The 24,997-nt window shown below is 59.4% G+C and carries 18 protein-coding genes and 1 tRNA gene; 9 read left to right on the top strand and 10 right to left on the bottom strand.

Features of this window, described 5'->3' with window-relative positions:
* Positions 1 to 43: 43 nt before the first annotated feature.
* Positions 44 to 118, bottom strand: a tRNA-Gln gene (locus QS713_RS07750).
* A gap of 149 nt (positions 119 to 267) precedes the next feature.
* On the bottom strand, positions 268 to 1,698 hold the full coding sequence (gene gltX, locus QS713_RS07755; RefSeq protein WP_376779579.1) for a glutamate--tRNA ligase: 1,431 nt from the start codon (positions 1,696 to 1,698) through the stop codon (positions 268 to 270).
* A gap of 155 nt (positions 1,699 to 1,853) precedes the next feature.
* Here gltX and QS713_RS07760 point away from each other — a divergent pair, with 155 nt between their 5' ends.
* From QS713_RS07760 to QS713_RS07775, 4 genes are all read left to right on the top strand, one after another.
* Positions 1,854 to 3,020 carry a MalY/PatB family protein gene (locus tag QS713_RS07760; protein WP_313274174.1) on the top strand — a complete coding sequence of 389 codons (1,167 nt, stop codon included), beginning with the start codon at positions 1,854 to 1,856 and terminating at the stop codon, positions 3,018 to 3,020.
* A gap of 158 nt (positions 3,021 to 3,178) precedes the next feature.
* Positions 3,179 to 4,315, top strand: coding sequence for a LacI family DNA-binding transcriptional regulator (locus QS713_RS07765; RefSeq protein WP_313274177.1), 1,137 nt, complete (start codon positions 3,179 to 3,181; stop codon positions 4,313 to 4,315).
* Between the two features lie 152 nt (positions 4,316 to 4,467).
* Entirely contained in the window at positions 4,468 to 5,727 is a 1,260-nt protein-coding gene (locus QS713_RS07770; protein ID WP_313274180.1) for an oligosaccharide MFS transporter, read from the top strand.
* Positions 5,728 to 5,798: 71 nt separating this feature from the next.
* Positions 5,799 to 7,310, top strand: a complete 1,512-nt coding sequence (locus QS713_RS07775) for a glycoside hydrolase family 32 protein (protein ID WP_313274181.1) — start codon at positions 5,799 to 5,801, stop codon at positions 7,308 to 7,310.
* Positions 7,311 to 7,467: 157 nt separating this feature from the next.
* Here QS713_RS07775 and QS713_RS07780 read toward each other — a convergent pair whose 3' ends face one another.
* The 6 genes from QS713_RS07780 to QS713_RS07805 all read right to left on the bottom strand — a co-directional run bounded on the left by QS713_RS07780 (position 7,468) and on the right by QS713_RS07805 (position 16,838).
* A complete protein-coding gene (locus tag QS713_RS07780; protein WP_313274182.1) occupies positions 7,468 to 10,107 on the bottom strand; it encodes an ATP-dependent helicase C-terminal domain-containing protein in 2,640 nt (879 codons plus the stop codon).
* A gap of 12 nt (positions 10,108 to 10,119) precedes the next feature.
* On the bottom strand, positions 10,120 to 10,896 hold the full coding sequence (locus QS713_RS07785) for a fumarylacetoacetate hydrolase family protein (RefSeq protein ID WP_313274184.1): 777 nt from the start codon (positions 10,894 to 10,896) through the stop codon (positions 10,120 to 10,122).
* Between the two features lie 6 nt (positions 10,897 to 10,902).
* Positions 10,903 to 12,426 (bottom strand): alanine/glycine:cation symporter family protein, encoded by a 1,524-nt coding sequence (locus tag QS713_RS07790; protein WP_313274186.1) that lies wholly within the window; start codon positions 12,424 to 12,426, stop codon positions 10,903 to 10,905.
* Between the two features lie 68 nt (positions 12,427 to 12,494).
* Positions 12,495 to 13,934 carry an alanine/glycine:cation symporter family protein gene (locus QS713_RS07795; protein ID WP_313274188.1) on the bottom strand — a complete coding sequence of 480 codons (1,440 nt, stop codon included), beginning with the start codon at positions 13,932 to 13,934 and terminating at the stop codon, positions 12,495 to 12,497.
* A gap of 19 nt (positions 13,935 to 13,953) precedes the next feature.
* A complete protein-coding gene (locus QS713_RS07800; RefSeq protein WP_313274190.1) occupies positions 13,954 to 15,408 on the bottom strand; it encodes an alanine/glycine:cation symporter family protein in 1,455 nt (484 codons plus the stop codon).
* Between the two features lie 8 nt (positions 15,409 to 15,416).
* The gene (locus tag QS713_RS07805; RefSeq protein ID WP_313274192.1) at positions 15,417 to 16,838 is read right to left on the bottom strand and encodes an alanine/glycine:cation symporter family protein; all 1,422 of its coding nucleotides are present in this window, start codon (positions 16,836 to 16,838) and stop codon (positions 15,417 to 15,419) included.
* A 197-nt stretch (positions 16,839 to 17,035) separates the two neighbouring features.
* Between QS713_RS07805 and QS713_RS07810 the strand changes: the two genes are divergently transcribed.
* The 4 genes from QS713_RS07810 to QS713_RS07825 all read left to right on the top strand — a co-directional run bounded on the left by QS713_RS07810 (position 17,036) and on the right by QS713_RS07825 (position 21,163).
* Positions 17,036 to 19,681 (top strand): DEAD/DEAH box helicase, encoded by a 2,646-nt coding sequence (locus QS713_RS07810; RefSeq protein WP_313274193.1) that lies wholly within the window; start codon positions 17,036 to 17,038, stop codon positions 19,679 to 19,681.
* Positions 19,678 to 20,124: a GtrA family protein gene (locus QS713_RS07815; RefSeq protein WP_313274196.1), complete on the top strand. Its 447-nt coding sequence runs from the start codon at positions 19,678 to 19,680 to the stop codon at positions 20,122 to 20,124. The genes QS713_RS07810 and QS713_RS07815 overlap by 4 nt, the downstream gene beginning before the upstream one ends.
* Before the next feature lie 9 nt (positions 20,125 to 20,133).
* Positions 20,134 to 20,850: a YggS family pyridoxal phosphate-dependent enzyme gene (locus tag QS713_RS07820; protein WP_313274197.1), complete on the top strand. Its 717-nt coding sequence runs from the start codon at positions 20,134 to 20,136 to the stop codon at positions 20,848 to 20,850.
* A gap of 76 nt (positions 20,851 to 20,926) precedes the next feature.
* Positions 20,927 to 21,163, top strand: a complete 237-nt coding sequence (locus QS713_RS07825; protein ID WP_102217198.1) for a CsbD family protein — start codon at positions 20,927 to 20,929, stop codon at positions 21,161 to 21,163.
* A gap of 82 nt (positions 21,164 to 21,245) precedes the next feature.
* Here QS713_RS07825 and QS713_RS07830 read toward each other — a convergent pair whose 3' ends face one another.
* Entirely contained in the window at positions 21,246 to 22,406 is a 1,161-nt protein-coding gene (locus QS713_RS07830) for a branched-chain amino acid aminotransferase (RefSeq protein WP_313274222.1), read from the bottom strand.
* A gap of 115 nt (positions 22,407 to 22,521) precedes the next feature.
* Between QS713_RS07830 and QS713_RS07835 the strand changes: the two genes are divergently transcribed.
* Positions 22,522 to 23,769: a DUF1015 family protein gene (locus tag QS713_RS07835; protein ID WP_313274200.1), complete on the top strand. Its 1,248-nt coding sequence runs from the start codon at positions 22,522 to 22,524 to the stop codon at positions 23,767 to 23,769.
* Between the two features lie 75 nt (positions 23,770 to 23,844).
* Here QS713_RS07835 and ilvC read toward each other — a convergent pair whose 3' ends face one another.
* Positions 23,845 to 24,933, bottom strand: coding sequence for a ketol-acid reductoisomerase (gene ilvC, locus QS713_RS07840; RefSeq protein WP_313274202.1), 1,089 nt, complete (start codon positions 24,931 to 24,933; stop codon positions 23,845 to 23,847).
* Between the last annotated feature and the right edge of the window lie 64 nt (positions 24,934 to 24,997).

Genomic DNA, 24,997 nt, shown 5'->3' on the forward strand with positions numbered 1-24,997 from the left:
AACAACCACACTACAGGTGGAACCACTTGCGTGAAACAAGTGGTGGCTGGGGTACCAGGACTCGAACCTAGACTAAATGAACCAGAATCACTCGTGCTGCCAATTACACCATACCCCAAGGCATGAGGCTTGCTGACGGTTGATTTTTCAATCTTTCCGCCGGCGTCGCCGCTAAGAAACTTTACCTGAGTCCCCTTCGCGTTCACAAATCGGCGCGGGGTTAAACAGATCACGCTCTGCTTTAGCGGCGTGAACCTCAGTTGTTTTTTACAGTTGCACTTCGCCCACGAACTTGTTCAGCCGCACCAGGGTTTCTTCGCGCCCAATAATCTCGAGGGATTCGAACAGTGGTGGCGACACCTGTTTGCCAGACACGGCGACCCGCACGGGGTTGAATGCCAAACGCGGTTTGTATCCCATCTTTTCGATCAGTTCACTGCGCAGTGCGTGTTCAATAGACTGCGCGTCGAACTGCGGAAGATCCGTGAGGATGTCGCGCGCGCGTTCCACCACTTCCGTAGCGCCGGGTTTAAGTTTTTTCACGGCTTTCGGATCGTAAGAAATCAGGTCGGAGCCCACGAACAGCGAGTGCAGCATACCGGGTGCTTCCCCTAGCAGCTGGATCCGCGTTTGGATCAGCGGCGCACCCGCAGTGAGGATGGTTTGTTCCCGCCCGGGAAGCTCGTCAAACGTTTCTGCAGACACGAGCCCTTCGCGGTGTAGGAACGGCACTAGGCGGCACTTGAAATCATCTGGTTCGAGCATCCGAATGTGCTCTGCGTTAATGGCGGTGCATTTTTTGAGGTCGAACCGCGCCGGGTTCGGGTTCACGTCGTGAATGTCGAACGCATCCACCATCTCTTGAGCAGAGAAAATATCGTTGTCAGGACTGATTGACCAGCCCAGGAGCGCGAGGTAGTTGATGAGCCCTTCGGGGATCATCCCGTGTTCGCGGTGCAGCAGGAGGTTCGATTCGGGGTCGCGTTTAGACAGTTTCTTGTTGCCCTCCCCCATCACGTACGGGAGGTGGCCGAACTGGGGGATTTGCTTGGCAATGCCCAGCTCCAGCAGCGCGCGGTACAGCACGATCTGCCGCGGCGTGGACGATAATAGGTCTTCACCACGCAGCACGTGAGTAATGTCCATGAGCGCGTCATCAATCGGGTTCACAAGCGTGTAGAGCGGGTGCCCATTGGCCCGCACAATCACGTAGTCGGGTACGGAACCGGGTTTGAACGTGATTTCCCCGCGCACCATGTCCGTGAACGTAATGGGCTCATCGGGCATGCGCATGCGCAGCACGGGTTCGCGCCCAGCCGCGCGGAACTCCTCTTTTTGCTCCTCGGTGAGGTCGCGATCGTAGCCGTCGTAACCGAGTTTCGGATCGCGTCCGGCTGCCCGGTGGCGGGCCTCCACTTCCTCTGCCGTTGAGAAAGATTCGTACGCGTATCCACCTTCCACTAGTTTGCGCGCTATATCCTGGTAGATGTCCATGCGTTCCGACTGGCGGTAGGGCCCGTGTGGGCCACCCTTGTTGATACCCTCGTCCCAATCCAGGCCGAGCCACTGCAGGGACTCGATGATTTGGTCAAATGATTCTTGTGAATCGCGGGCCGCATCGGTGTCTTCGATGCGGAACACAAACGTGCCTCCCACGTGCCGGGCCCAAGCCCAGTTGAACAGGCAGGTGCGAACCATACCGACGTGGGGGGTGCCCGTTGGTGAAGGGCAGAAACGAACGCGGACTTTACCGTTAGAATTAGTAGCCATAGTGCTTTTATTCTATCGCGTGCAGGTATGCGCTGTACAAGATGCGTGGCGTTACCGCGAGACCATCAGGGAGGATGCTGGTTATGGATTTTGATTTTGACGCGTTTGACGAGGCGCAGATGCGTTCGAAGGCGAGTATGAAGTGGTCCACTTCCCCGGTCGCAAACACGCCCGCGCAAGCACTGGAGTCGGCCAGTGGCCATTGGATTGCGGAGATGGATTACGGTACTGCGCCAGTGGTGAAGCGGGCGATCGAGCAGGCGGTGGAGCAGGAGTTTTTTGGTTATCTACCGCCCCACTTGGCGCGCCGCACTGCGGAAGCATTAGAGTTTTTTGAGCGCGAACGCTTTGGGTTTTCGCTAGATCCGACCTGCGTGTCGTTAGCTTCTTCGGTGCTAGATGGGTTTTGCGCTATGCTCCAGGGCCTGTTGAAGCCCGGTTCAACCGTTATTGTGCCCACGCCGGCTTACATGCCTTTTTTGACGTTGCCGCAGCTGCACGGTCACCGGGTCCACCAGGTGCCCGGCCAGATTGTGCGGGGGCGTTGGCAGTTGGATTTTGAGGCACTTGAGGCAGCCGCACATTCGGGGGACCTGCTGGTGCTGTGCAACCCGTGGAATCCCACGGGGCGGGTGTTGGAACGCGAGGAGTTGGAACGCGTTGGGGAAATTGCGCAACGACACGACTTGCTGGTGTTTGCCGACGAGATTCACGCGGGTTTGGTGCCGCAGCCGCGTCGGCACGTGCCCTATTTGAGTGTGGATCCGTCGTTCGCGGACCACGCGGTGATGGCGGTGGCGGCGTCGAAGGCGTTTAACGTGGCGGGTTTGCACTGCGCACAGATGATTGTTGGGCGAGGGAAGTTGGCGGGCCGATGGGAGCAGGCGCGGCAGTATTTGCATCCGGCTGCCCCACTGGGAGCGATAGCAGCGATTGCGGCGTACCGCGAGGGCGGCGAATGGTTGGATGCCGTTAACGCGTATGTTGATGAGAACCTGACGGTTGTCGATGAGTTCCTGGCTGGCCGTGCGATGTCTTGGGCGCGTCCGGAAGGCACGTACATGGGGTTCATTGACGCCTCCGCGCTGGGCAGTGAGTGTCCGGCACAAGATTTTGTGCGCGCCGGCATTTTGGTCAATGATGGGAAAGCATGCGGAGCAGGTTTCGAACAGTTTGTCCGGTTCAACGTTGCAACCGGGCGTTCTGTGTTGCGTCGCAGCTTAGAGCGGTTTCCTCAGCCACGCGCCTGAGGAAATAAGGGGTGCCTACGCGGACCGGCGCACTAGGACAATCGGCGGAGCCTGAGCGAGCGGGCATGCTGGAACAATCAGAGGCCCGCTGAAACAGTAGGCCTGTTTGAACTATCAGGGGCGCCGAAGCGAGTGAATTTTGGTGGAAAGGGATTGCGGTGAGTGTTAAACCACGGATGGCTGATGTTGCGAAACTTGCGGGGGTTTCTGTTGCCACCGTGTCGCTCGTGTTGAACAATACGGGCCGCCGCATTTCGGATCGCACACAGCAGCGGGTGTGGCAGGCAGCTCACGAGTTGGGGTACATTCGCGATGCCACGGCCCGCACCTTACGCATGGGTAAGTCGCATTCAATCGGGTTCATTTCGTCTGAGGTCACATTGACCCGGTTCGCCTCTGACATGCTGCAGGGGATTTTGGAAGCAGCGGACGAACGTGACCACGCGGTGATGATCATGGAAACCGGGGAGTCGGACGCGGCGATTAACGACGCGGTGCGGGCGCTGCGGGGCCGGCAGGTGGATGCGATTTTGATTGGCGTCATGGCTTCGCGTGATCTGCAGCTCGACCCACCGACCGCTGGTTTGCCGTGCGTGGTTTTGAACTCAACTGCTGCGGGGTACCGCGCGTTCCTCCCCCAGGAGTTTGAGGCGGGCCGGGCCGCGGTGCGGGCACTGACGCAGCGTGGGCACCAGCGGATTGGGTTTGTGGGCCGGCAGCGGCTGGACAATCTTTACCGTGGGTCCGTTAATATCGGTGCGCGCATGCAGGGCATTGATGCGCAGTTAGCAGCAGAAAACTTGCACTTCGCCCACGAGGTGGAGTCGCTCGAATGGGAACCGGAAGTTGGCTACGAAGGCACCCTGGAGGTACTGCACGCCGCCCCAGAGACCACTGCGGTGCTGGCGGCGAATGACCGGATCGCATTTGGGGTCTACCAGGCCGCAGCTGAACTGGGGCTAAAAATCCCCACTGATCTTTCCGTCATGTCTTTTGACGATGAGGAACTAGCTGCCCTCATGCGTCCGGGCTTATCTACGTTGCGGTTGCCGTATTACGAAATGGGTCGCCTGGGTGTAGCCGCTGTCTTGGATGAGGTCCCTTCGATGGACGCAGCAGCAACGTCACTTGGCGCGGAATCGGCTCCCCAGACCGCGGGTGCGCAGACCACTGGCGAGCAGACCACCCCGGCGACGCAAACGACAGCGCCAACGCAAACGACAGCGCAGCAGATTCTCCAATTGCCCCTTTCCCCGGTGTGGCGCGAATCCATCGCCTCTCGGGATTCTAAATAACGCTATTCAACCAACATGGTTAAACGATTGACCTACCGTAGGTTAATCGTTACACTAACTTGTGTACACCCCGCTTAGAGGCGCATCGCAGCGCCTAAACGAACAACAAATGAGTGGGATGGCACCTCACGCATAAAGAAAGGTTGAAATCCATGGCGGATTTTAGACGAACACTCGGGAACCCCGCTTACCTGTACGGTTCCACAACTTTTTTGCTCTTCTTCGGATCGTGGGGAATCTGGTGGTCCTTCTTCCAGATCTGGTTAACAAGTGAATCCGGTGGCCTACAACTAACCGGTTCGCAAGTGGGGACGGTCTACGCAATCAACGGGGTCGGCACCCTGGTGTGCATGATCATCTACGGTGCCGGACAAGACCGCCTCGGCCTGCGCCGCCACCTGGTCCGTACCGCCGCCGCTCTCATGTGCCTAGTTGGCCCGTTTGCCCAATGGATCTACCGGCCCCTCCTTGAATCACACTTCTACCTCGGCGCGGTTGCCGGCGCAATCTTCCTCTCCGCCGCCTTCTTGGGATCGTGTGGTCTGTTCGAAGCCTTCGTGGAACGGCTCAGCCGGTACACGAACTTCGAGTTCGGACAAGCACGCATGTGGGGCAGCTTCGGATACGCAATCGTAGCGCTTATAGCCGGATTCCTCTTTACCGTAAACCCGCTACTGAACTTCTGGATTGGCTCCGCACTAGGCCTACTCTTACTTCTGATTCAACTCTTCTGGGTGCCCCGCACCGAAGAGCAAGAGACCGCAGCGAGCGCGGACGCAATTCCGAGCGCTAAAGAAATGCTTTCCCTTTTGGGAGACAAAAAAGTGTGGGCCTTAATTGGTTTCGTGTTCCTCTCGTGGACGTTCTACACGGTTTTCGACCAGCAGATGTTCCCCGATTTTTACACCACTTTGTTCCAAACCCCCGCGCAGGGTCAGCACGCCTACGGCGTGTTGAACTCCATCCAAGTTTTCTTAGAGGCCGCGATGATGGGCATCATTCCGTTCTTAGTGCGCAAAGTCGGTGGCCGCAACACCCTGCTGCTGGGCGTGCTAGTAATGTTCCTGCGGATCTCCGCGTGTGGTTTCTTCACTAACCCCGTGCTGATTTCGATTGCGAAAATGTGCCACTCCCTCGAAGTACCGCTGTTCGTACTGGGCGTGTTTAAGTACTTGGCGTTGCACTTTAACCACGCGCTCTCAGCCACGCTTTACTTGGTGGCATTCAACCTGTCTGCCCAGATCGGTAACGTAATCCTGTCCAGCCCGCTGGGTGCACTGCGCGATTCCATCGGCTACCAGCCAACTTTCCACGTAGTGTCCGCGATCGTAGCGGTGGCTGCGGTTTACGCCTTCTTCGTGCTTCGCCGCGATAAGCAGGCGATTAATCCCGAGGAGATTCCCACCCGTTAACCGCAAAAACAATCAGTTCCAAATGCACATCTCTAAATGCACATCGGCAAATATTGTTAAAGGAAATGAACGTGACTACAACAGCGATTACCGAAGCGATGGACGCAAACCACAACCTCGAAAACCAGCGTGCGGACCGCTGGTACCCGCAGTTCCACATTGCCCCCGCGGCAGGATGGATGAATGACCCCAACGGCGTGTGCTACTTCAAAGGCCGCTACCACGTGTTCTACCAGCACTACCCGTACGCCCCCCAGTGGGGTCCGATGCACTGGGGGCACGTGTCCAGCCCAGACCTGGTTCACTGGCAGCGCCACCCCATTGCCCTGGCCCCCAGTAATATTCCTGAGGGAGGAACCGAGCCAAACAACGGTGAGATTACCCACGACACCGGGGGCGTGTGGTCTGGGTGCGCGGTGGTGGACGATGACGAGCTCGTTGTGTTCTACACCGGTAACCAGTGGGTGAACGGCCGTGACGACGCAAACGGCAAAGTCCAAACTCAATGCATAGCTACCTCCAAAGACGGCGTCGAGTTTGAAAAGCACGGGGCGGTAATCGCACCCCTAGAAGGAGTGGAGGATTTTCGCGATCCCAAAGTGTGGCGTATGGGTAACACCTGGTACCTGGTGGTTGCCGCGAGCGTTAAGAACCGTGGTGAAGTGTGGTTGTATACCTCAAAAAACCTCAAGCACTGGGAGTTTGACCGCATCCTATTTACCGACCCGGATCCGGACGTGTACATGGTCGAATGCCCGGACTTCTTCCCACTTGGCGACCAGTGGGTACTGTTGTACGGCCCGATGACGCACGCGAAACCTCAAGGGTATTCGGGGCGAAACGGACACAACACGGGGTACGTGGTGGGCCGGTGGCAACCCGGTTCGGATTTTGAGGTGACGTCTAAGTACGCGCAATACGATTTAGGGCACAACTTCTACGCGCCCCAAACCATGCAGGCACCGGATGGGCGGCGCATCCTGTTTGCGTGGATGGGTGGTTTCGACCGACCTTTGGCTTCGGTGGAGGACCAGTGGAGCGGACAGCAGTGCACGCCCCGGGAGCTGACTTTAACTGCAAGTGGGGAGCTATGCGCGCGTCCTGTCAAGGAAATCGAGGGGTTGCGCGGCTCGCAACTCGCCCGCATTGACGCGGATACGCTCGGCCCCAACGAAACCCGCGTGCTCTGCGCAGACCTGCAAGCCGGGGAAGTTGACGTGGAGGTTGATTTGAGCGCGACTTCCTCTGAACAAGTTGCCCTGCTGGTGCATGCAACCGAGCAGTCCTGTGCAGTAGTTGGGTACGATTCCCTGTCGGAGCGGATCTACTTGGATCGCGGTTTAGCTGCTCCAAGTGAGCGCGGGTACCGTTCCATGCCTTACAACGGTGGGGACCACCTGCAGCTTCGCGTGCTAGTTGATAAGGGTTCGCTGGAGGTGTTTGCAAACGGGTGCAGCACGTCGCTGACCTCCCTGAACTTCCCCCAAGGAAAAGGCGCGCGACAGGTCGCAGTCGCCTCCGTTGAAGGATCTATTGCAGTAACCAGCGCGAGCGTCCACCGGTTTGACCCTGCCGTACAGTAACGCCCAGCCCGCACCCCGTTGCGGGTGGGATTGCCTGTCGAAGCTAGATTAGCTGCCCAAGAACCCGAGGTGGCGCAAGATTGACTGCAAGAGGCGCGATTACCTGCTTGAGGGGCCGGGTACTGCGAGCTACCCAAGGACCCGAGGTGGCGCTGGGTTACATGCGACGTTTTGTGCGGTTCGTGGCCACCGCCGCCCACGGGTCCTGGGGCCACGGGTGTTTCGGATACCGGCCCCGCATTTGGGAGCGCACCTGCGAGTACACCTCGTTGAAGAAATACTCCAGGTCCCCGGTTATCGCCAGCGGCCTCCCAGCGGGGTCTAACAGTTCAATCGTGAGGGGCCGGCCCAGCACCCGGGGGACATCCCGCCACCCGAAACACTCCTGTAGTTTTGCGCGGATCGTGGGGCCCCGCTCGGGGTCGAACTCCACTGAAGCGAACCGGCCGCTGGGCAACTGCACGCGCTGAGGCACCTGCTGGTCCAGTTGCGCAGCTTTTTCCCAGCCCAACACGTTCCGGATTCCCGTGGTCACCGCTATATTCGAAAGCCGCTCCCCTTCTAGTGCACGGGTGCCGGCAATCAACAGTTCCAAATGGTTTGCGAAAAACTCCGCGGTAGGTGCCGGCCACCGCTTGGCACTAGGGTGAGCGTTCGTTGATTTTGTTTCTGCACCCGGTTCAGCACTCGCGTCGGCCGCCTCACCGGCACTGTGCTTCGCTGCCTCATCAGCTCCAGCTAGAAACGTCATCGCATCCAGTAGCCGCTGAGTTTGCCGACTGGGTTTGAACACCGCGAGTCCGCGTTCGCGCACCAGTTCACGCAACGCCTCAAGCGCTGGGGCATACTCGGCACGCGTGCGCTCCCTGGAAATCTCAATTGCTCCAACCCGGCGTACTCGCTGCCCCACCACGCGGTTTGAAATCACCTCGGCTGTCTGCACTTCACAAAAATCAGATGGGTTCGTTACCGGTAAAAACTCTGGATCCAGCGGTGCTCCCGCCCGCACGTGTGTCACTCCGCGGATCGTCTGCACCGCGCCAACCGCAATCCACGACTCACCGTGCAGCGGCGAATCCTGGTCCACAACGAAGCCCGTGCCAGAAACTGCCGTGAACGTCGCCCGCCCGGCCCTGTCCTCCCCCCGGCGCTTAGCTACCCGCCCCGGAAACGCCAGCGCCGTAACTAACCCGGGTACCTGGACTATAGTCAGCCCGGGCGCTTGTGCTAAGCATTTGCGCGCCCGCGGCAGCAGCGGATAGTCGCGCCGCGCCACTTTGAGCAGCCGCACCACCTCACGTTTGTCCGCACTCGCCAGCGCCGCTTCCAAGTCACTGCCCGGAAGGCGCGCATCCGTATTCAGCAATGTCACTGCCTGGGCGGCGACCCGCACCAAGCTGGCGGAGCCGCGCTTCCTGTTAGCCTCCGCCGTGGCCGCCGCATCACTTTCCCAGGAGGCAACCGTGCACAGTGCGTGCGCCATCCGCGGATCAACTGGGATCCCCACCAGGGTGCGCCCACTATTAGTGCACGCATTCGACCCGTCTACAGCCCCGATGCCGCGCAGGTTCGCTTCGGCCCGCTCCATCGCTGGGGCAGGCATTGCCGTGGGCAGCCGCAACTGCGTTGGCGCAGACCACGCGTGCGCTAACAGCACTGCCTCCGTCAAGTCAGCCGACTCCACTTCAGGGCGTGCAAACCGCTCCAAGCGGGCAAAATCGACCTCGCTAAAACACCGGTACACCACGCCCGGCCCGGTGCGATGCGCCCGCCCCGCCCGCTGCCGCGCAGACGAACGCGATTCCCTAACCGTTACGAGTGCTTGCGCGTCCCGCGCCAGGTCGAACCGCGGGGCCCGGGTAAAACCACTGTCCACCACGCAGTTCACCCCCGGTACTGTCAGGGAGGTTTCCGCAATATCGGTTGCCACCACCACGCGCTTGCCATCGGCCAGCGCGGCGTCTTGCTGCTGAGAAGTCAAAGACCCGTGCAGTGGCAACGCGGGTACCCCAAGGTTTTGTAACTGCCCGCGCACCGCCTCCACTTCGCGCACCCCGGGGACAAACACCAACGTAGAACCGTGACGGTCAAACGCCGCGCGGGCCACATCAGCCACGTGACTTAAGAACCCGCGGGTGAGCCCACCGGCATCCAACGGGTTTCGATGCGGACACCAATACTCCTCCAGCGGAAAAATCTGGCCGCGCGCCTCAATGCGCCCCGCCGGCTCCAGCAAGTGCTCAAACAGTTCGTTCTGCGCGGTTGCAGACATCACGCCCACCAGCAGGTCTTCGCGCAAATCCGCCACATCAAGCACCATCGCTAACGCCAAATCCGCATCCGCGTGCCGCTCGTGAACCTCATCTATTAACACGGCACTAACCCCCGGCAAATCCGGTTCGTTAATCACGCGCCGCAACAGAGCCCCAGTGGTGGTGTACTCCACGCGGGTGCGGTCACTAACCCGCCGGTCCCCACGCATCGACATGCCCACAGTGCGTCCCACCGGCTCGCCAAACAGGGCGGCCACAAACCGGGCGGCACTGCGCACCGCCACTCGCCGCGGCGCCGCCACCAGCACACGGCCCGGCCGAGCACCAGCCAACATGAGGGGCGCCAACGTAGTTTTCCCACTGCCCGGCGTGGCCGACAAAACAAACCGATCGCCCCGCGCAGCCGCCCCTTCGACCTGCCCGCGCACAGACAGAATCGGCAGCGACTGAGCTGCTAGAACCTCATGAATCTTACGCGCCTGCGCATCCACCACACTACTGGAACTGCTTTCCGAACCCGGCAACTACAATCGCACCTACCGACGCACCACAAAGTTACCGAGCGTACCAATCTGACTAATCGTGCATTCCACCCGGTCACCAGCTTGCATCGGCCCCACACCCGCGGGAGTGCCCGTCAAAATCACGTCCCCGGGCAAGAGCGTGAACGCGTGCGTAATGTACTCAATCAACTCCCCCACGCCAACTATCATGTCGCGAGTATTGCCCGACTGCACTATTTTTCCGTTCAGCGTGGTTGAAATATCCAGGTCGTGCGGATCTAAATCTGGATCCACCGTAATCCACGGACCCAACGGGCACGACGTGTCAAACCCCTTCGCCCGCGCCCACTGACTGTCACTTCGCTGCACATCGCGGGCAGACACGTCATTGGCAACCGTGTACCCCAAAATATAGTCTTTCGCCTGGTCTGCAGCCACGTCCTTACACAACGTTTTCACTACCACAGCCAGTTCCGCCTCGTAGTGCACTTCATTAGACCAGGGCGGCAACACAATCGGGTCGTCCGGGCCGATCACAGACGTGTTTGGTTTAAAAAACAAAATTGGGTCCTGAGGCACTTCGTTGCCCAGCTCGTGCGCGTGATCCGCGTAGTTGCGGCCCACCCCCACCACTTTGGAACGCGGAATCACAGGCGAAAGTAACCGCACTTCATCCACCTCGAAGAACTCCCCGGATGGTTCCACCTTCTGAAACAAAGGATCACCTTTGAGCCCAAGAATCCGACTGGAACCTTCTTCCAACACCCCGTAGCGCGGATTGCCCGCTGGTTTGAACCTCACGACCTTCATAGTTTTCTAACCCTCCTTCTGCACGCCATAGTAACGCGGAATCTCACCCCACTGCTGTTCAACGGCCTCACGCGACCACACGGTTGAACCGCGCAGCCCCTGGGGGAAATACTTATTGTCCGTTACGCAGAACACGGGTGGAGCATCAGAGAAACGCCGCTGATCCACCCAGTCCCGCAGCGCCCCCACCGCGTACCGACCCAGCAGGAACAGGGCAACGATGTTCAGCATCGTCATGAACGCCGTCGCAATATCCGCCAGGTTCCACGCCGCCTTGAGCGATATCACGGAACCCAAACCTACGGACACCAGCACAAGGGCCTTCAGGGGCACCGTTGACGCGTTCATGCCCCGCAAGTAGTTCCAGTTAATCTCCGCGTACGTGTAATTACCCAGCACTGAGGAGTAGCCGAACACAAAGATGATGATTGCCATCGGGATCTCCACCCAGGTCCCCAGGTTCGTGCTGATCGCCTCAACCGTCAACGCCGCCCCATCGTTGCTGCTCATCCCCGGGTTATACAAGCCCGAGAAGAGGATGATGCAGGCGGTGGCCGTGCAGACAATCATCGTGTCCACAAACACCCCCAAGGTTTGAATCAAACCCTGCTGCACCGGGTGACGCACCGTCGCAGTCGCCGCCGCGTTCGGCACCGACCCCATCCCGGCCTCGTTCGAAAACAGGCCGCGCTTCACCCCGTTCGTTAGTGCAGCCATGAACCCACCGACGCCACCGCCAACCACTTGGTCCCAACCGAACGCGGAGTGGACGATCTGCACCAGCACCGCAGGCACATCCATCACGTTCAGCCCGATGATCACAACCGCGAACAGAATGTATGCAATCGCCATGGAGGGCGCAAGAACCTCAGCGAAACGGGCAACTGGTTTAATCCCAGCAAAAATGATAGGCGCGCTAATCAGCAGCAGAACCAGCGCTACGCTCCAGGTGGGTACGTTGAACTGGGTGGACACCACGTTTGAAATCGTGTTCGCCTGCACCATGTTGAATGAGAATCCGTACGCGAAAATCAAGAAGATGGCGAACACTGCGCCCACTCGTTTGGACCCGAGTGCGTCGCGAATGTAATAGGCAGGCCCGCCGCGGAACGACCCGTCTTTAGAGCGGATCTTGAACAGCTGCGCCAACACGGCCTCAATGAACGCCGTTGACATCCCTAAAATCGCGACGATCCACATCCAGAACACGGCGCCGGGGCCGCCGAGGACGATCGCGATCGCAACCCCAGCAATATTGCCCGTCCCCACGCGCGAGGCCAGGCCAATCGCGAAAGCTTGGAACGAGGAAATCCCCCCTTCCGCATCCGCCCGGGAGGAGAAAACCGCTTTGAGAGCCGCGGGGAAGAACCGCAGTTGCACGCCGCGTGTCCAGATTGTGAACACGATTCCGGCGGCAGCGAGCGCGTAAATCACGTTCATCTGCAACGGATTATCGTAAAACAATGTAAAAAGATTCGCCAGCGTTGAATCAATGGATTCAAACGTATCAACGATGCTCGCTGAGTACATAGGTACTCCCTTTCCAGGTCAATGGCGGTTTAGCGCTGCGGCCACCCAGAGCGGTCACATGCGGTTATTTACCGTAGCTCACCATTCCACACGCCCTCTTGCGTGAGTTCACGCAATTCGGGGTATCGGTTTGCATTGAACACGAGTGGTTTGCCGCGCCGCTTCAAACTCTCCCAATCCTGCAGCACCAAACGCACCCACCGCACCAACACGACGATGGCCACGAGGTTAATAATAGCGCCCAACCCCAAAAGTAAGTCAGATAATGCCCAAGCAACGGGCAAGTTCACAATTGCGCCGGCGGATGCCGCCAACACTGCGGCCGCCCGATAAACCAACGTGACCGTCGGCCTGCGACTCAAATGATCGAGCGCCACCTGCCCGTGCGAGTATGCGCCGTACGCCGACGTGTAGCCAAACACGAAGATCATCAGGGACATCGGCAGCGCCATCCACGAGCCCAAGGAGGAGGTCACAGCTTGGGCGGTTAAGGAACCCGCAGCTTGCGTCGGCATCGCGGGATGGTAGGCGCCCGAAACGAGGATCAGCAAAGCGGTGGCGGTGCACACCACAATCGTGTCGATGAATACGCCCAGTGATTGCACGAGGCCTTGTTGCACCGGGTGGGCGACGGTGGCTGCCCCCGCGTTGTTCGGGGTGGTGCCCAGCCCGGCTTCGTTAGAGAACAAGCCGCGGCGCGCCCCGTTCACCAGCGCTATGAACAACCCGCCGGTCACGCCGCCCGCCACTTGGGTGGGGCCGAATGCAGCGGTGATTATCCACCCGAAGGCGGCGGCTGCGGCAGCGGGGTTCAGCGCCAGCACTGCGATCGTCACCAAAATGTACACGCCCGCCATGATGGGCGTTAAATACTCGGAGGCACGCGCCACCGAGTACATGCCGCCCAAGATCACGGGTGCGAGGAGAACGAGGAAGATCAGCATCGTCACCCACGTGGGTACGCCGTGGTTCGCCCCGAGTGTGGACGCAACCGTGTTGACCTGCACCATGGGTACGGCCAGGCCGGATGCGACTACGGAAATGCACGCCGAAACCGCGGCCACGCGTTTCCACCCCAGGGCGCGGGAAATGTAGTAGGCGGGTCCGCCTCGGTAAATACCGGGTTCTACTTCTGATTTGAAGATTTGCGCGAGCACGCATTCAACGAATGAGGTCGCCATCCCGACTGCAGCCACGATCCACATCCAGAAGATCGCACCCGGCCCACCCATAATAAGAGCGAGCGCCACGCCCCCGATGTTTCCGATTCCGATGCGCGTGCCCAGGCCAACGGCGAAGGCTTGGAACGAACTGACTTCTTGCCCTTTGATGCTGCGAGCCCCTTTGAGCGCGCGGATCATGTTTGGGAAGTGGCGGATTTGCACGCCCCGCATGTAGATGGTGAGGTATATGCCCATCCCGATCAGGAGGAAGACTAGGACCCATGAATAGAGCATTTGCGCCGCCCATTGCACTGCGCTTGCTACCCCGTTCATTACTGTCGTCATGTCTAGTCTCCGATCGTTGTTACTGCACCTTCCTATCACTACCCTCAGACCACACCCCGTTTTTCAGGATTGGCCTGAGGCGGGGATACTTTGCGGCGTTAAACACGGGTCGCGTACCGGCTTGGGTTTGTTGTTCCCAATCGTTGAGGGCGACGCGTACCCATCGGACGAGGACGACGATTGCCACCAGGTTGATGATGCCACCTAGGCCCAGGAGGAAATCTGACAGTGCCCACACGACCGGTAGTTTAACGACGGCTCCCAACCCGGCTACGGCCACGGCTAGTACGCGAAAGCCCCACGAGGCCGCGCGGTTGGAGGTCAGTGAGTCCAGTGCAACTTGCCCATAAGAGTATGCACCGTAGGCGGAGGTGTATCCAAATATGAAGATGATCAGCGACATTGGTAGTGCCATCCACGAACCCAGGGAGGAGGTGACAGCTTGGGCGGTTAAAGAGCCCGCTGCTGCCGGGTCCATGCCCGGGGTGTAAACGCCAGACACGAGGATCAGTAAGGCGGTGGCGGTGCACACGACGATGGTGTCTACGAACACGCCGAAGGCTTGCAAGAATCCTTGTTGCACGGGGTGGTCTACCGCGGCTGCGCCGGCCGCGTTCGGGGTGGTGCCCAGCCCGGCTTCGTTAGAGAACAAGCCGCGGCGCGCCCCGTTCACGAGGGCGACGAACAACCCGCCGGTTACGCCCCCAGCTACTTGGGTGGGTCCGAATGCGGCGGTGAAAATGCTGGTTAGTGCCGCGAGCGCTTGGCCGGGGTGCAAGACAAGCACCACGAGGGTGATGACCACGTAGGCGCCAGCCATGATGGGCGCTAAGTATTCGGACGCGCGGGCTACGGAGCGGATTCCCCCGAGGATCACGGGTGCGAGCAGCAACAGGAAGAACAGCATGGTGGAGTACGTGGGGACCGCGTGGTTGGCAGCAAACGTGGCGGCCACCGTGTTGACCTGCACCATGGGCACGGCAAATCCGCAGGCGAGTACCGTGATTGCGGCAAACACTACGGCCGCTGGTTTACAGTTCAGACCTTGCCGCAGGTAGTACGCTGGCCCGCCGCGGAACGTGCCGTCTGCGTGGCGAACTTTGAATAGTTGTGCCAGGACTGATTCGACGAATGAGGATGCCATTCCGACCGCAGCAACGATCCACATCCAGAAGATCGCGCCGGGCCCACCCATAATTAGGGCGAGCGCCACCCCACCGATGTTTCCAATGCCGATGCGCGTGCCAATCCCAACTGCGAACGCTTGGAATGAGGAGATCCCATTTCGACTTGCTGTCCGCGAGTTCGCTAGCGAGCGGACCATGTCTTTGAAATGGCGAAATTGCACGCCCTTCAGGTACGCGGTTAGCGCCAGGCCAACGCCGACCAGGAGGAACAATAGGACCCACGAGTACAGCATGTCCACTGCCCACATGAGCGTGTTTTCAAGTGTAGAAAGAATCTTGGTAATCATATTTCCGTTTACTGTGCTACTTCGGCAGGTAGTTTTGCGGGTAGATATTCACATTCTTGAGGGTTGAAGGCAGCGCCTTTGCGCGCTTCGTAGTCTTTGAGTACGCCCACGACCCACTTGTATAGGTACAGCAGTGCGAGTAGGTTCATCACCGTCATGACGGCCATGGCGATGTCCACCATGTTCCACACGAGTTGCAGGCTGGCGACCGCGCCGATCCCAACGGAGGCAACGGAAACGATACGTACTACCCACCGGCCCACGGGGGAAGAGATGATGAAGTCCATGTTCACTTCGGAGTACACGTAGGCGGCGATTATGGAGGAAAATGCGAGCACGAAAATCATGATCGCCATGGGGATCACAGTCCAGTTCCCCAACTCGTTTTGGACCGCCAACATAGTTAAGTTTGAGGGGTTAACCCCGGGCGCCGCCCAGACGCGTTCCCCGGCGATTAGGATCACCATGGCGGTTGCGGTGCACACGATGATGGTGTCTACGAACACGCCTAGGGATTGCACGAACCCCTGTTTAACCGGGTGGTCCACGGTGGCGGTTGCAGCCGCGTTCGGGGCGGTGCCCTGCCCCGCTTCGTTTGAAAACATGCCGCGCTGCGTACCGGTAATGAGGGCGGCGAGGATTCCCCCACCAAGGCCAGAGACTATTGGTTTGGAAGCGAATGCGCTCGCGAAGATGAGTGAGAATAAACCCGGTAGTTTCGACAGGTTCATAACCATGATTACGACCACTACGAGCACGTAGAACGTAGCCATGATGGGCGCCAAATACTCGGTTACCCGCGCCACGCGCCGCACCCCACCGAAAATGACGGGGGCTGCGCACACCACCATTATGATCGCGATTTGCGTTTCACTCAGCGCCGTGGTTTCCACCACCGTTTGAGCGATTGCGTTCGCCTGCACAGAGGTGATTACGAACCCGCACGTGACGATCGTGATGATCGCAAAAACAACTCCCAGTGCGCGCGAATGCATACCCAGCCGCATGTAGTACGCGGGGCCACCGCGGAAAGACCCGTCGGGCCCGCGCACTTTGAATACTTGGGCGAGCGTTGCCTCAAAAAATGCGGTCGCCATCCCCACTAGCGCCACTCCCCACATCCACACGAGGGCCCCGGGGCCACCGAACATGAGGGCCGCAGCCACCCCGAAAACGTTCCCAATGCCCACGCGGGCTGCCAGCGAAATCGTGAACGCTTGGAACGATGAAATCCCGCCGTGCGCGTCCCCTCGGGAATGTAAAACCGTGCGCACCATGCGGGGTAGGTGGCGGACTTGGACGAAGCGGGTGATGACAGTGAAAAATACGCCCGCGCCGAACAGGACCCACATTGTGATGTGCAGGGTAATCCAGTCCGCTACCGCGCCTACAGATTCGGCGGCGCTAAGGGCATAAATAGCACTGTGCATCAGAACCTCGCGTATCTAACCCCACAGAAAGTGGGGTGTATCAGCGTGAATGTACTCGCATGAGTTTACCGAACTGTTTTCTAAACCCCGCATTACCCCGGGAGTTTGTTCAATAACTGGAATGCTCGGTGTTTGGCTGGGCGAAAAATATGGAACCCGGTGTTTGGCTGGGCCCAAGTTTTTGAGACAATCGTCTTATGGCCGCATTGAACTCACTGCTTGACGACTTGGAAGACCGGGAACAGCTAGATGACGAAGAAGCCATCTACACGGCGTTCACCGCGTGGGCGGAAGAATCAGGCCGGCCCCTGTACCCGCACCAAGACGAAGCGTTCTTGGAGCTGCTAGACGGCCAGCATGTGATTGCCGCCACCCCCACGGGTTCGGGTAAGTCGATGATCGCGTTGGCGGCGCATTTTTTGTCGCTCGCACGCGGCGGGCGGTCGTACTACACTGCGCCGCTCAAAGCGTTGGTGTCAGAAAAGTTCTTTGACCTGGTTGCCCTGTTTGGTTCCGCGAACGTGGGGATGGTGACCGGGGACGCGTCCGTGAATGCGAACGCACCGATTATTTGCTGCACCGCAGAGATCCTCGCTAACCAAGCATTGCGTGAGGGCGCGGATTTAGATGCGGACATGGTGATTATGGACGAGTTCCATTTTTACGCGGACCCGGATCGGGGGTGGGCGTGGCAGGTACCGCTGCTGGAGCTACCGCGCGTGCAGTTCGTGCTCATGTCCGCCACTTTGGGGGACGTCACGTTTTTTCAGCAGGACCTGAAGAAACGAACGGGCCGTTCGGTGGCGCTAGTTAATGATGCGCAGCGCCCCGTCCCCTTGGAAATGTCTTTTTCCTACGACCGCCTGGCCACGGTGGTGGCGGATTTGATTGAGGCGGGTAAGTACCCTATTTATATCGTGCACTTTGGGCAAAAAGCCGCGATGAGCACCGCGCATGCACTGGCACGTGAAACCCTGGTGTCCAAGCATCATGCGCAGCGCATCAAGGACGCGATCGGGGGATTCAAGTTTGGCCGCGGTTTCGGCCAGATCCTCCGGCGCCTGCTGGTTGCGGGCGTGGGGGTGCACCACGCGGGGATGCTGCCGCGCTACCGCCGACTCGTTGAAAAACTCACGCAAGCGGGTGTGCTCGCGGTGATTTGTGGTACGGACACGCTCGGAGTGGGGATTAACGTTCCGATCACCACGGTGCTGCTCACGTCCCTCGTGAAATTCGATGGTCGCCGCCAACGGATCCTGTCTGCCCGCGAGTTCCACCAGATTGCCGGGCGGGCCGGGCGCGCTGGGTTCGATGAGGTCGGTTGGGTTGTGGTGCAAGCCCCGGAGCACGTGATTGAGAACCGGATCGAAGAAAAGAAGGCGGGTGATGACCCGAAAAAGCGGCGCAAACTCGTGAAGAAGAAACCCGAACCCGGGCAAGTCAGCTGGTCCGAATCCACTTTTGAACGCCTGCAGCAGGCACAGCCGGAACCGCTGTCGTCCCAGTTCGAGTTCTCCCATTCGATCGTGTTGAACGTGCTGGCGAACCCCCAGTCCCCCACCGAACACCTGCTGTATTTGGCCACCGAGAATCACTCTGAACCCGCGGTTTCGAACCCGCATTTGCGCCGCCTTGGGCAGATTTACACGTCGTTGCGCCAGGCCGGCGTGGTGGACAAGCTATCCACTGCGACCGCTCAGGAGCGGGGGGGAGACAGGCTGCAGCTGGTGCGTTCCCTCCCGGAAGATTTTGCGCTCAACCAGCCCCTGTCCCCGTTTGCGTTGGCGGCGTTAGACCTGCTGGACCCGGACGCCCCGACGTACGCGTTAGATGTCGTGTCAGTAGTCGAAGCGGTTTTGGAAAATCCGCGGCCCCTCTTGTTTGCCCAGTTGCATGAGGCAAAAGGCCAGGCGGTGGAGCAGATGAAAGCCGCGGGGTTGGACTACGCGGATCGGATGGAAGCGTTAGAGGAAGTGACTTGGCCGCAGCCGCTTGCGGAACTGCTGGTGCCTGCTTTTAGGATGTTTGAGGAGTCGAACCCGTGGGTGCTGGGCCATGAGCTTGCCCCCAAGTCAGTGGTGCGCTTCATGGTGGAGAACGCGATGACGTTTTCGGATCTGATTTCGCGTTTCGACATTGCCCGTTCCGAGGGCGTGGTGCTGCGTTACCTCTCCGACGCGTACCGGGCGCTGCGTCAGATTGTGCCCGACCAGTACCGCACGGATGAGGTTGAGCAGATTCTAGACTGGCTGGCAGGGCTGATTAAGGCGGTGGACTCTTCGCTGTTGGACGAGTGGGAGGCACTGTCGAACCCGCAGGCCGCTAAGCCAAGCGACGCGGCGGGGGCGGACACGGCGGTGGAGCGCGCATTCGGCGCCGATGCAGACGGAGTGGTGCGCATGAGCTCGAATCCGCACCTGCTGGCCCGCGCGGTGCGTAACGAAGTGTTCCGCCGCGTGGACCGGTTCGCGTTGGATGACGTAGATGGGCTCGCGGGTTTTGAGGATTCGGACGGGGCAGAGAAGTGGACAGCGGACCGGTGGGATAGTGTGCTGGACCGCTACTACGCGGAGTACGACTGGCTCGGTGCCAGCGCAGAAGCCCGCTCCAGCGCCCGCTTCACGCTGACTGCGGATGCGACGGACGCGGACCTTGTAGACGCGGGCGTACCCGACCGTTTAGTTGAGGCAAATGCGGATCTGACCGACCGCATGCTCGTTACCTACACGTTCGAGGACCCAGATGGGGATGGGGACTGGCGCCTAGTGGCACTAGTGGATTTAGCGTTGACCCGCGAGCGAGACGAGGTGTGCTTGCGCCTATTGAGTGTGGGCCCGCGGTGAGGGTGACGAGGCGGCCGCAGGTTCTTGAGGGCCTCAAATTCTTGCTGGTGGGCGGCATGAACTACGTGGTGGACCTGGGGGTGTTCAATGCGCTGCGGTTCACTGTGCTGAGCCACTATGTGGTTACGGCAAAAGTGATTTCCGCGGTGGCGGCAACGTTGTTTTCGTGGGTGATGAACCGGTCTTGGACGTTCGCGAATCGGCAGCGGCATTCCCTGGGCCGCGAGTTCATTAGTTTTATGGTGATTAATGCACTCGGTTTAGCCCCACCTGTGGTGTGCCTGTGGGTGTCGCACTACCTAATGGGGCTCACGGGCGCGCTTGCGGACAATGTGTCTGCGAACATTATTGGGGTTGGCTTAGGTACCCTGTTGCGTTACGTGGGGTACTCACGGGTGGCGTTCGGCCCGCGGCGGACCAAAGCTGAAAGGGAGCCGCGGTAGGCTCTAGGTGTGAGTGAAAGTATTGATTGTCGAATCGACAGGATCCTAGAACAAATCCACACTTCGGCGCAGCAGGCGGGGCGTGATCAGGCGGACGTGCAGCTGGAGCTGGCGGTCAAGACCCGTACGGTCAACGAGATCGCGCAGGCGGTTCACGCTTTGAATGCGCGGGGGCAGCGCGCCATTTTGGGGCAGAACCGGGTTCAGGAAGCGCAGGTGAGCACCCCGGGGCTGCGCGATCTTGGGATTGCGGATTTTTATCCGACTTTGATTGGGCCGCTTCAGAAAAACAAGATCAACCATGCTTTACGGGTGGTTGAGGAAATTGAGACGCTCGATACCCTCAAGCTGGCGCAAGCTGTGGCCAAACGCGTGGAACCGGGGCGCGTGCTGAACGTGATGATGCAGGTAAATACCGCGCGGGAAGACACGAAGTCGGGGGTGGATCCAGAGCATGCGCTCGAACTGGCTGGGGCAATAAGTGAGCTTCCCGCACTGCACCTGGTTGGCTTCATGACGATTGGGGCGCACACGGATGACGAAACGCTGGTGCGGCGCTCGTTTGCTCAGCTGCGGCAGATTCGCGATGCGGCGGTGCAGCAGGGGCTTGCGGACGCAACGGAACTGTCTATGGGGATGAGCGGTGATTTTCCCCTGGCGATCGCCGAAGGTGCGACCCGCGTGCGAATTGGTTCGATGGCGTTTGGGCCGCGTCGGGTAGCGTAACGGCGTTTAAACGTATAAGTTCTAATTGGTATCTGTAAGTCACCTGACTTACCCACTAACACGTTAGGAGCGGCAAATGTCAGCAGAAGATAAGATTGAGAACAAGGCCGAGAACCTAGGCGGCAAAGTAAAAGAAGGTGTCGGTAAAGTAACCGACGACAAGGGTTTGAAGTCCGAAGGTAAAGCGGACCAGGCGTCATCCAAGATCAAGGATGCGTTCGAGACCGCTAAGGATAAGGTTGAGGAGCTCGGCGAAGACGCCAAAGCGGGCTTCAACAAACTGAAGGATGAAATTACTGGCGACGATAAGTAGCACTAGCCAGTAGCTTTTTACAAGCTCGATTACGCTACAAACACTTTGGGGAGGGCACCGCGCCCTCCCCAAAGTTTTACTCCTACGCGAGGCGGTACATCCACCCGTACGGGTCTTTGCCCCTCCCCTGCTGGATCCCGGTTAGTCGATCGTAAATGCGCTGCGCCACGCTACTACCCGGTAAGGTAACGTCGAACCCGTCGCCGGCGAGCCGGCCGATGGGCACTACCACCGCTGCTGTGCCACAGGCGAACATCTCGGTGATTTCCCCGGAGTCTATTCCCTCCAGCAACCGCGACAGTGCCACAGTTTGTTCGAACACGGGCCGCCCCTCATCGCGGCACATGCGAGCGATCGCGCTGCGCGTACCCCCTTCCAAAATGGTGCCCGTCAACTTCGGGGTAATCAGGGCTCCATCGCGGCGCACTGCGAACACGTTCATGCCGCCCAGTTCCTCAAGATTCTTATTTGTTTGCGCATCCAGGTAGCAAACCTGGTCGAAACCAGCCTTTGACGCGCGGATTTGAGGTAGTAGCGAAGCCGCGTAGTTACCGCCGGTTTTCGCATCTCCCGTGCCGCCTGGGCCGGCGCGGTGGTAGTCTTGCGCAACCCAGATCGACACTGGCGCCAGACCGCTTGCGAAGTAGGATCCCACTGGGCTGGCCATCATCAGGTACGTGATTTCTTGCGCGGGATGCACCCCCAGAAATGCTTGCGACGCGAACATGAGGGGGCGCAAATAAAGCGACGCGCCCCGCTGCTGCGGCACCCAGCGGGCATCGAGCCGCACAGTCTGCACTAGTGAAGCCAGGAAGTCACTGACTGGCAGCGTGGGCATCGCCAGCCGCTGCGCAGAGTAGGCGAAGCGGGCGGCGTTATATCCGGGGCGGAATGCCCAAATGGAACCGTCAGCATGCCGGTAGGCCTTCATCCCTTCGAAAATGGTTTGCGAATAGTGAAGCACTGAGCACGCCGGGGAGATCTCGAGTGGGGCGAAAGCCCGTATTTGTTTGTCGTGCCACCCCTGCTGCGGATTCCAATGCGCGGTCGCCATGTGGTCGGAAAAACTGGTTCCGAACTGCAGTTTTTCCATCGCTTCTTGCCATTGCGTTTGCGTTGCGGGCGCTGGGTGCTGCAGCACCTCAAACTCGTTCGCTAACGTGTCTGCGTTTGGCAGCGGTTGTTCAGCCGCGCGTTCTAATGCTGTGGGGTTGTGTTCCAATCCGTCGTTGGGCATTTCCATCTTTCTTGCTAGTTTCACCACTTCCCCCATCTTACCCCGGGTTTGAATCCAAGGGTTTCGGTGTTTCGCACCTGTTTCTGCGATGATAAGAGCAGCATTTGAATACAGGAGGATCATGGCGGCTTTGTTTAAACCCACTACCGTGCTACTGCCTCAGGATGTTGACTGGTTCCGGTGGGCTGTGATCGCAGCCGACCAGCATTCGGCTTCTTTGCATTATTGGCAGCAGGTGGAGGACATAGTCGGCCAGTCCCCTTCTACTTTGCGCATGATGGTGCCTGAGGTTTTTTTGCCGCTTGAGGATTCCGCGCAGGCGCGGGCGCGGATTGCGCGGGTTCACGAGGCGATGCGGGCGTACGCGGAAGAGGTGCTGGTGCCGCGCGCGAACACCGTGGTGTATGTTGAGCGCGCCTCCGCACAGGCGAGTCGGCGTCGTTCAATGGTTCTAGCGTTGGATCTTGAGCAGTATTCTTATGAGGCGGGGGCGGACACTCAGGTGCGCGCTTCGGAAGCTACGGTGGTCGAGAGGATTCCAGTGCGCGAGCAGGTGCGGGCGGGCGCCACGTTGGAACTGCCGCACGCGCAGGTGTTGTTTGACGATCCAGATGGGGACGTGTTTGGTTTGCTCCCACCCGAGGTGGTTAAGGATTTGGAGCAGCTGTATGACACGGATTTGATGCTCGATGGTGGGCACGTGCGGGGCTGGCGGATTGATGCAAGCAGTGACTTGTGGCAGGCGTTAAATGCTGCGTTGGAACGCGTTTTAACGGATCCGGACCGTGGGTTCGGTGCGATCGTTGGAGATGGGAACCATTCGTTAACGACTGCGAAAATGCATTGGGAACAGTTGAAGTCCGAGGGCGCAAGCGAGGATCACCCGGCGCGTTACGCTTTGGTGGAGGTTTTGAATGTGCACGAGGAGGGGCTGGTGCTGGAACCTATCCACCGGCTACTGCAAGGGGTTGACACGCAGGTACTGCTCGACGCCTTTGAGGTGTGGAACGCGGCGCACCCCCAGGATCCGCGCGCGCAAGTGGCGGTGGTTTCTGCGCAAAACGGGACGAGGCAGATTGAGGTGGCCCAGCCTGGGCCGCTGCTGATAGAGGCGGTGCAGCAGATTCTTGACACCCTACTGGCGGAGCAGGGCCTACCCGCGGCGGCGTTAGAGTACGTGCACGGGAGTGACGCTACCCGCGCACTGGTGGCGCAAACCGATAGTGTTGGCCTGCTGCTGCCAACCCTCTCTAGGTCTGCCCTGTTTGACTACGTGTCGGAAAACGGCACGATGCCGCGCAAATCGTTTTCACTTGGGGAAGCAGAAGAGAAACGATACTACCTCGAGTGCCGCCGCATCGTGAGCTAACCCGCTTCTCGCGCCGGGAACTACTGGCGCAGCTGCCTAGCGCGCTGCATCAGTAGTGCTAGCTAGCGCGCTCCATCAGTTATTGAAGCCAAACGCGGTTTTCAAAGTTTCCTGGGCGCGACGCATCGGGTGGGAGCGCGCCTGCTCACTCAGCGCGCGGAGTTCTTGCCCGCCGCCTGCCTGATCTTCGGTGAACTGCTGCGCGAATGTCCCATCTTGAATCCGCGTCAGCACCTCGCGCATGTGTTCCTTAACTTCAGGTGCCACTACGCGCGGGCCTTCCGCGAGCGCTCCGTACAGCGCAGTGTTCACTTCTTCCAGCCCCATAGCTTCCAGCCCTATAGAGGCCTTTGCTGATTCACTCTCCGAAACGCTAGCCCGTTGATCTGCTTGGGCGTTTGCTGCTTCACTTGCCGAGGCACCCACCGGCACGCTTGCCGATGCGTCGGACACCAGCTCCATCAGCGGGCGCAATCCGTGGCACACCTCCAGGTAGGCGACCTCGGGTTCGTATCCTGCGTCCACGAGGGTTTCGAAACCGTACTGCATGAGCATTAGGATTCCACCGCGTTCCACCGCGATTTTTCCAAATAGGCCCGCTTCAACTTCCTCATCAAACGTGGTTTTAACCACTCCAGCACGCGTAGCTCCAAGCGCTTTGGCGTAAGACAGCGCTACCTCCCACGCGCGTCCGGAACCGTCGTCACTGATCGCGACTGTTGCGGGCACGCCTTGCCCCTGTTCGAACAAGCGGCGCAGCTCACTCGGAGCAGATTTCGCGCTGATTAAACACACGTCGTGCCTACCGGGGTCAATGTATCCGTAGCGGACGTTAAACCCGTGTGCAAACACGAGGGTCGCGTCTTGCTTGAGGTTCGGTGCTACCTGTTCGGTGTAGATCCCCACCTGCGCTGAATCGGCGACCAGCAGTGCCACCACGTCTGCGCCATCAACCGCATGCGCGATCGGGGCGACGGGTAGGCCTTCTTCCGCAGCTCGCTGCCCCGTGGGATCCTCCGGCTGAACCCCCACAATCACGTCCACACCCGTGTCACGCAGGTTCAGGGCATGGGCTCTCGCTAACGCGTTATACCCCACGACTGCGACCTTCTTGTTTTGAATAACCCCTAAATCTGCATCGTCGTCGTACAGGATTTGCGCCACGGTAACTCTCCTAACACTGCGTTTTCACCAAGGCCGGCCCTCAGGCCAAACCCGCAAATTCAAC

It is taken from the genome of Gleimia hominis (genome assembly GCF_032085515.1).
Lineage (GTDB): Bacteria > Actinomycetota > Actinomycetes > Actinomycetales > Actinomycetaceae > Gleimia > Gleimia hominis.

Excerpts from the sequence above, each read along its gene's own strand:
- QS713_RS07830 (WP_313274222.1), bottom strand. The coding sequence starts at position 22,406 with ATGGAAATGCCCAACGACGGATTGGAACACAACCCCACAGCATTAGAA.
- QS713_RS07800 (WP_313274190.1), bottom strand. The coding sequence starts at position 15,408 with ATGATTACCAAGATTCTTTCTACACTTGAAAACACGCTCATGTGGGCA.
- QS713_RS07770 (WP_313274180.1), top strand. The coding sequence starts at position 4,468 with ATGGCGGATTTTAGACGAACACTCGGGAACCCCGCTTACCTGTACGGT.
- gltX (WP_376779579.1), bottom strand. The coding sequence starts at position 1,698 with ATGGTTCGCACCTGCCTGTTCAACTGGGCTTGGGCCCGGCACGTGGGA.
- QS713_RS07825 (WP_102217198.1), top strand. The coding sequence starts at position 20,927 with ATGTCAGCAGAAGATAAGATTGAGAACAAGGCCGAGAACCTAGGCGGC.
- QS713_RS07810 (WP_313274193.1), top strand. The coding sequence starts at position 17,036 with ATGGCCGCATTGAACTCACTGCTTGACGACTTGGAAGACCGGGAACAG.
- QS713_RS07760 (WP_313274174.1), top strand. The coding sequence starts at position 1,854 with ATGGATTTTGATTTTGACGCGTTTGACGAGGCGCAGATGCGTTCGAAG.
- QS713_RS07790 (WP_313274186.1), bottom strand. The coding sequence starts at position 12,426 with ATGTACTCAGCGAGCATCGTTGATACGTTTGAATCCATTGATTCAACG.
- QS713_RS07795 (WP_313274188.1), bottom strand. The coding sequence starts at position 13,934 with ATGACGACAGTAATGAACGGGGTAGCAAGCGCAGTGCAATGGGCGGCG.
- QS713_RS07785 (WP_313274184.1), bottom strand. The coding sequence starts at position 10,896 with ATGAAGGTCGTGAGGTTCAAACCAGCGGGCAATCCGCGCTACGGGGTG.
- QS713_RS07835 (WP_313274200.1), top strand. The coding sequence starts at position 22,522 with ATGGCGGCTTTGTTTAAACCCACTACCGTGCTACTGCCTCAGGATGTT.
- QS713_RS07805 (WP_313274192.1), bottom strand. The coding sequence starts at position 16,838 with ATGCACAGTGCTATTTATGCCCTTAGCGCCGCCGAATCTGTAGGCGCG.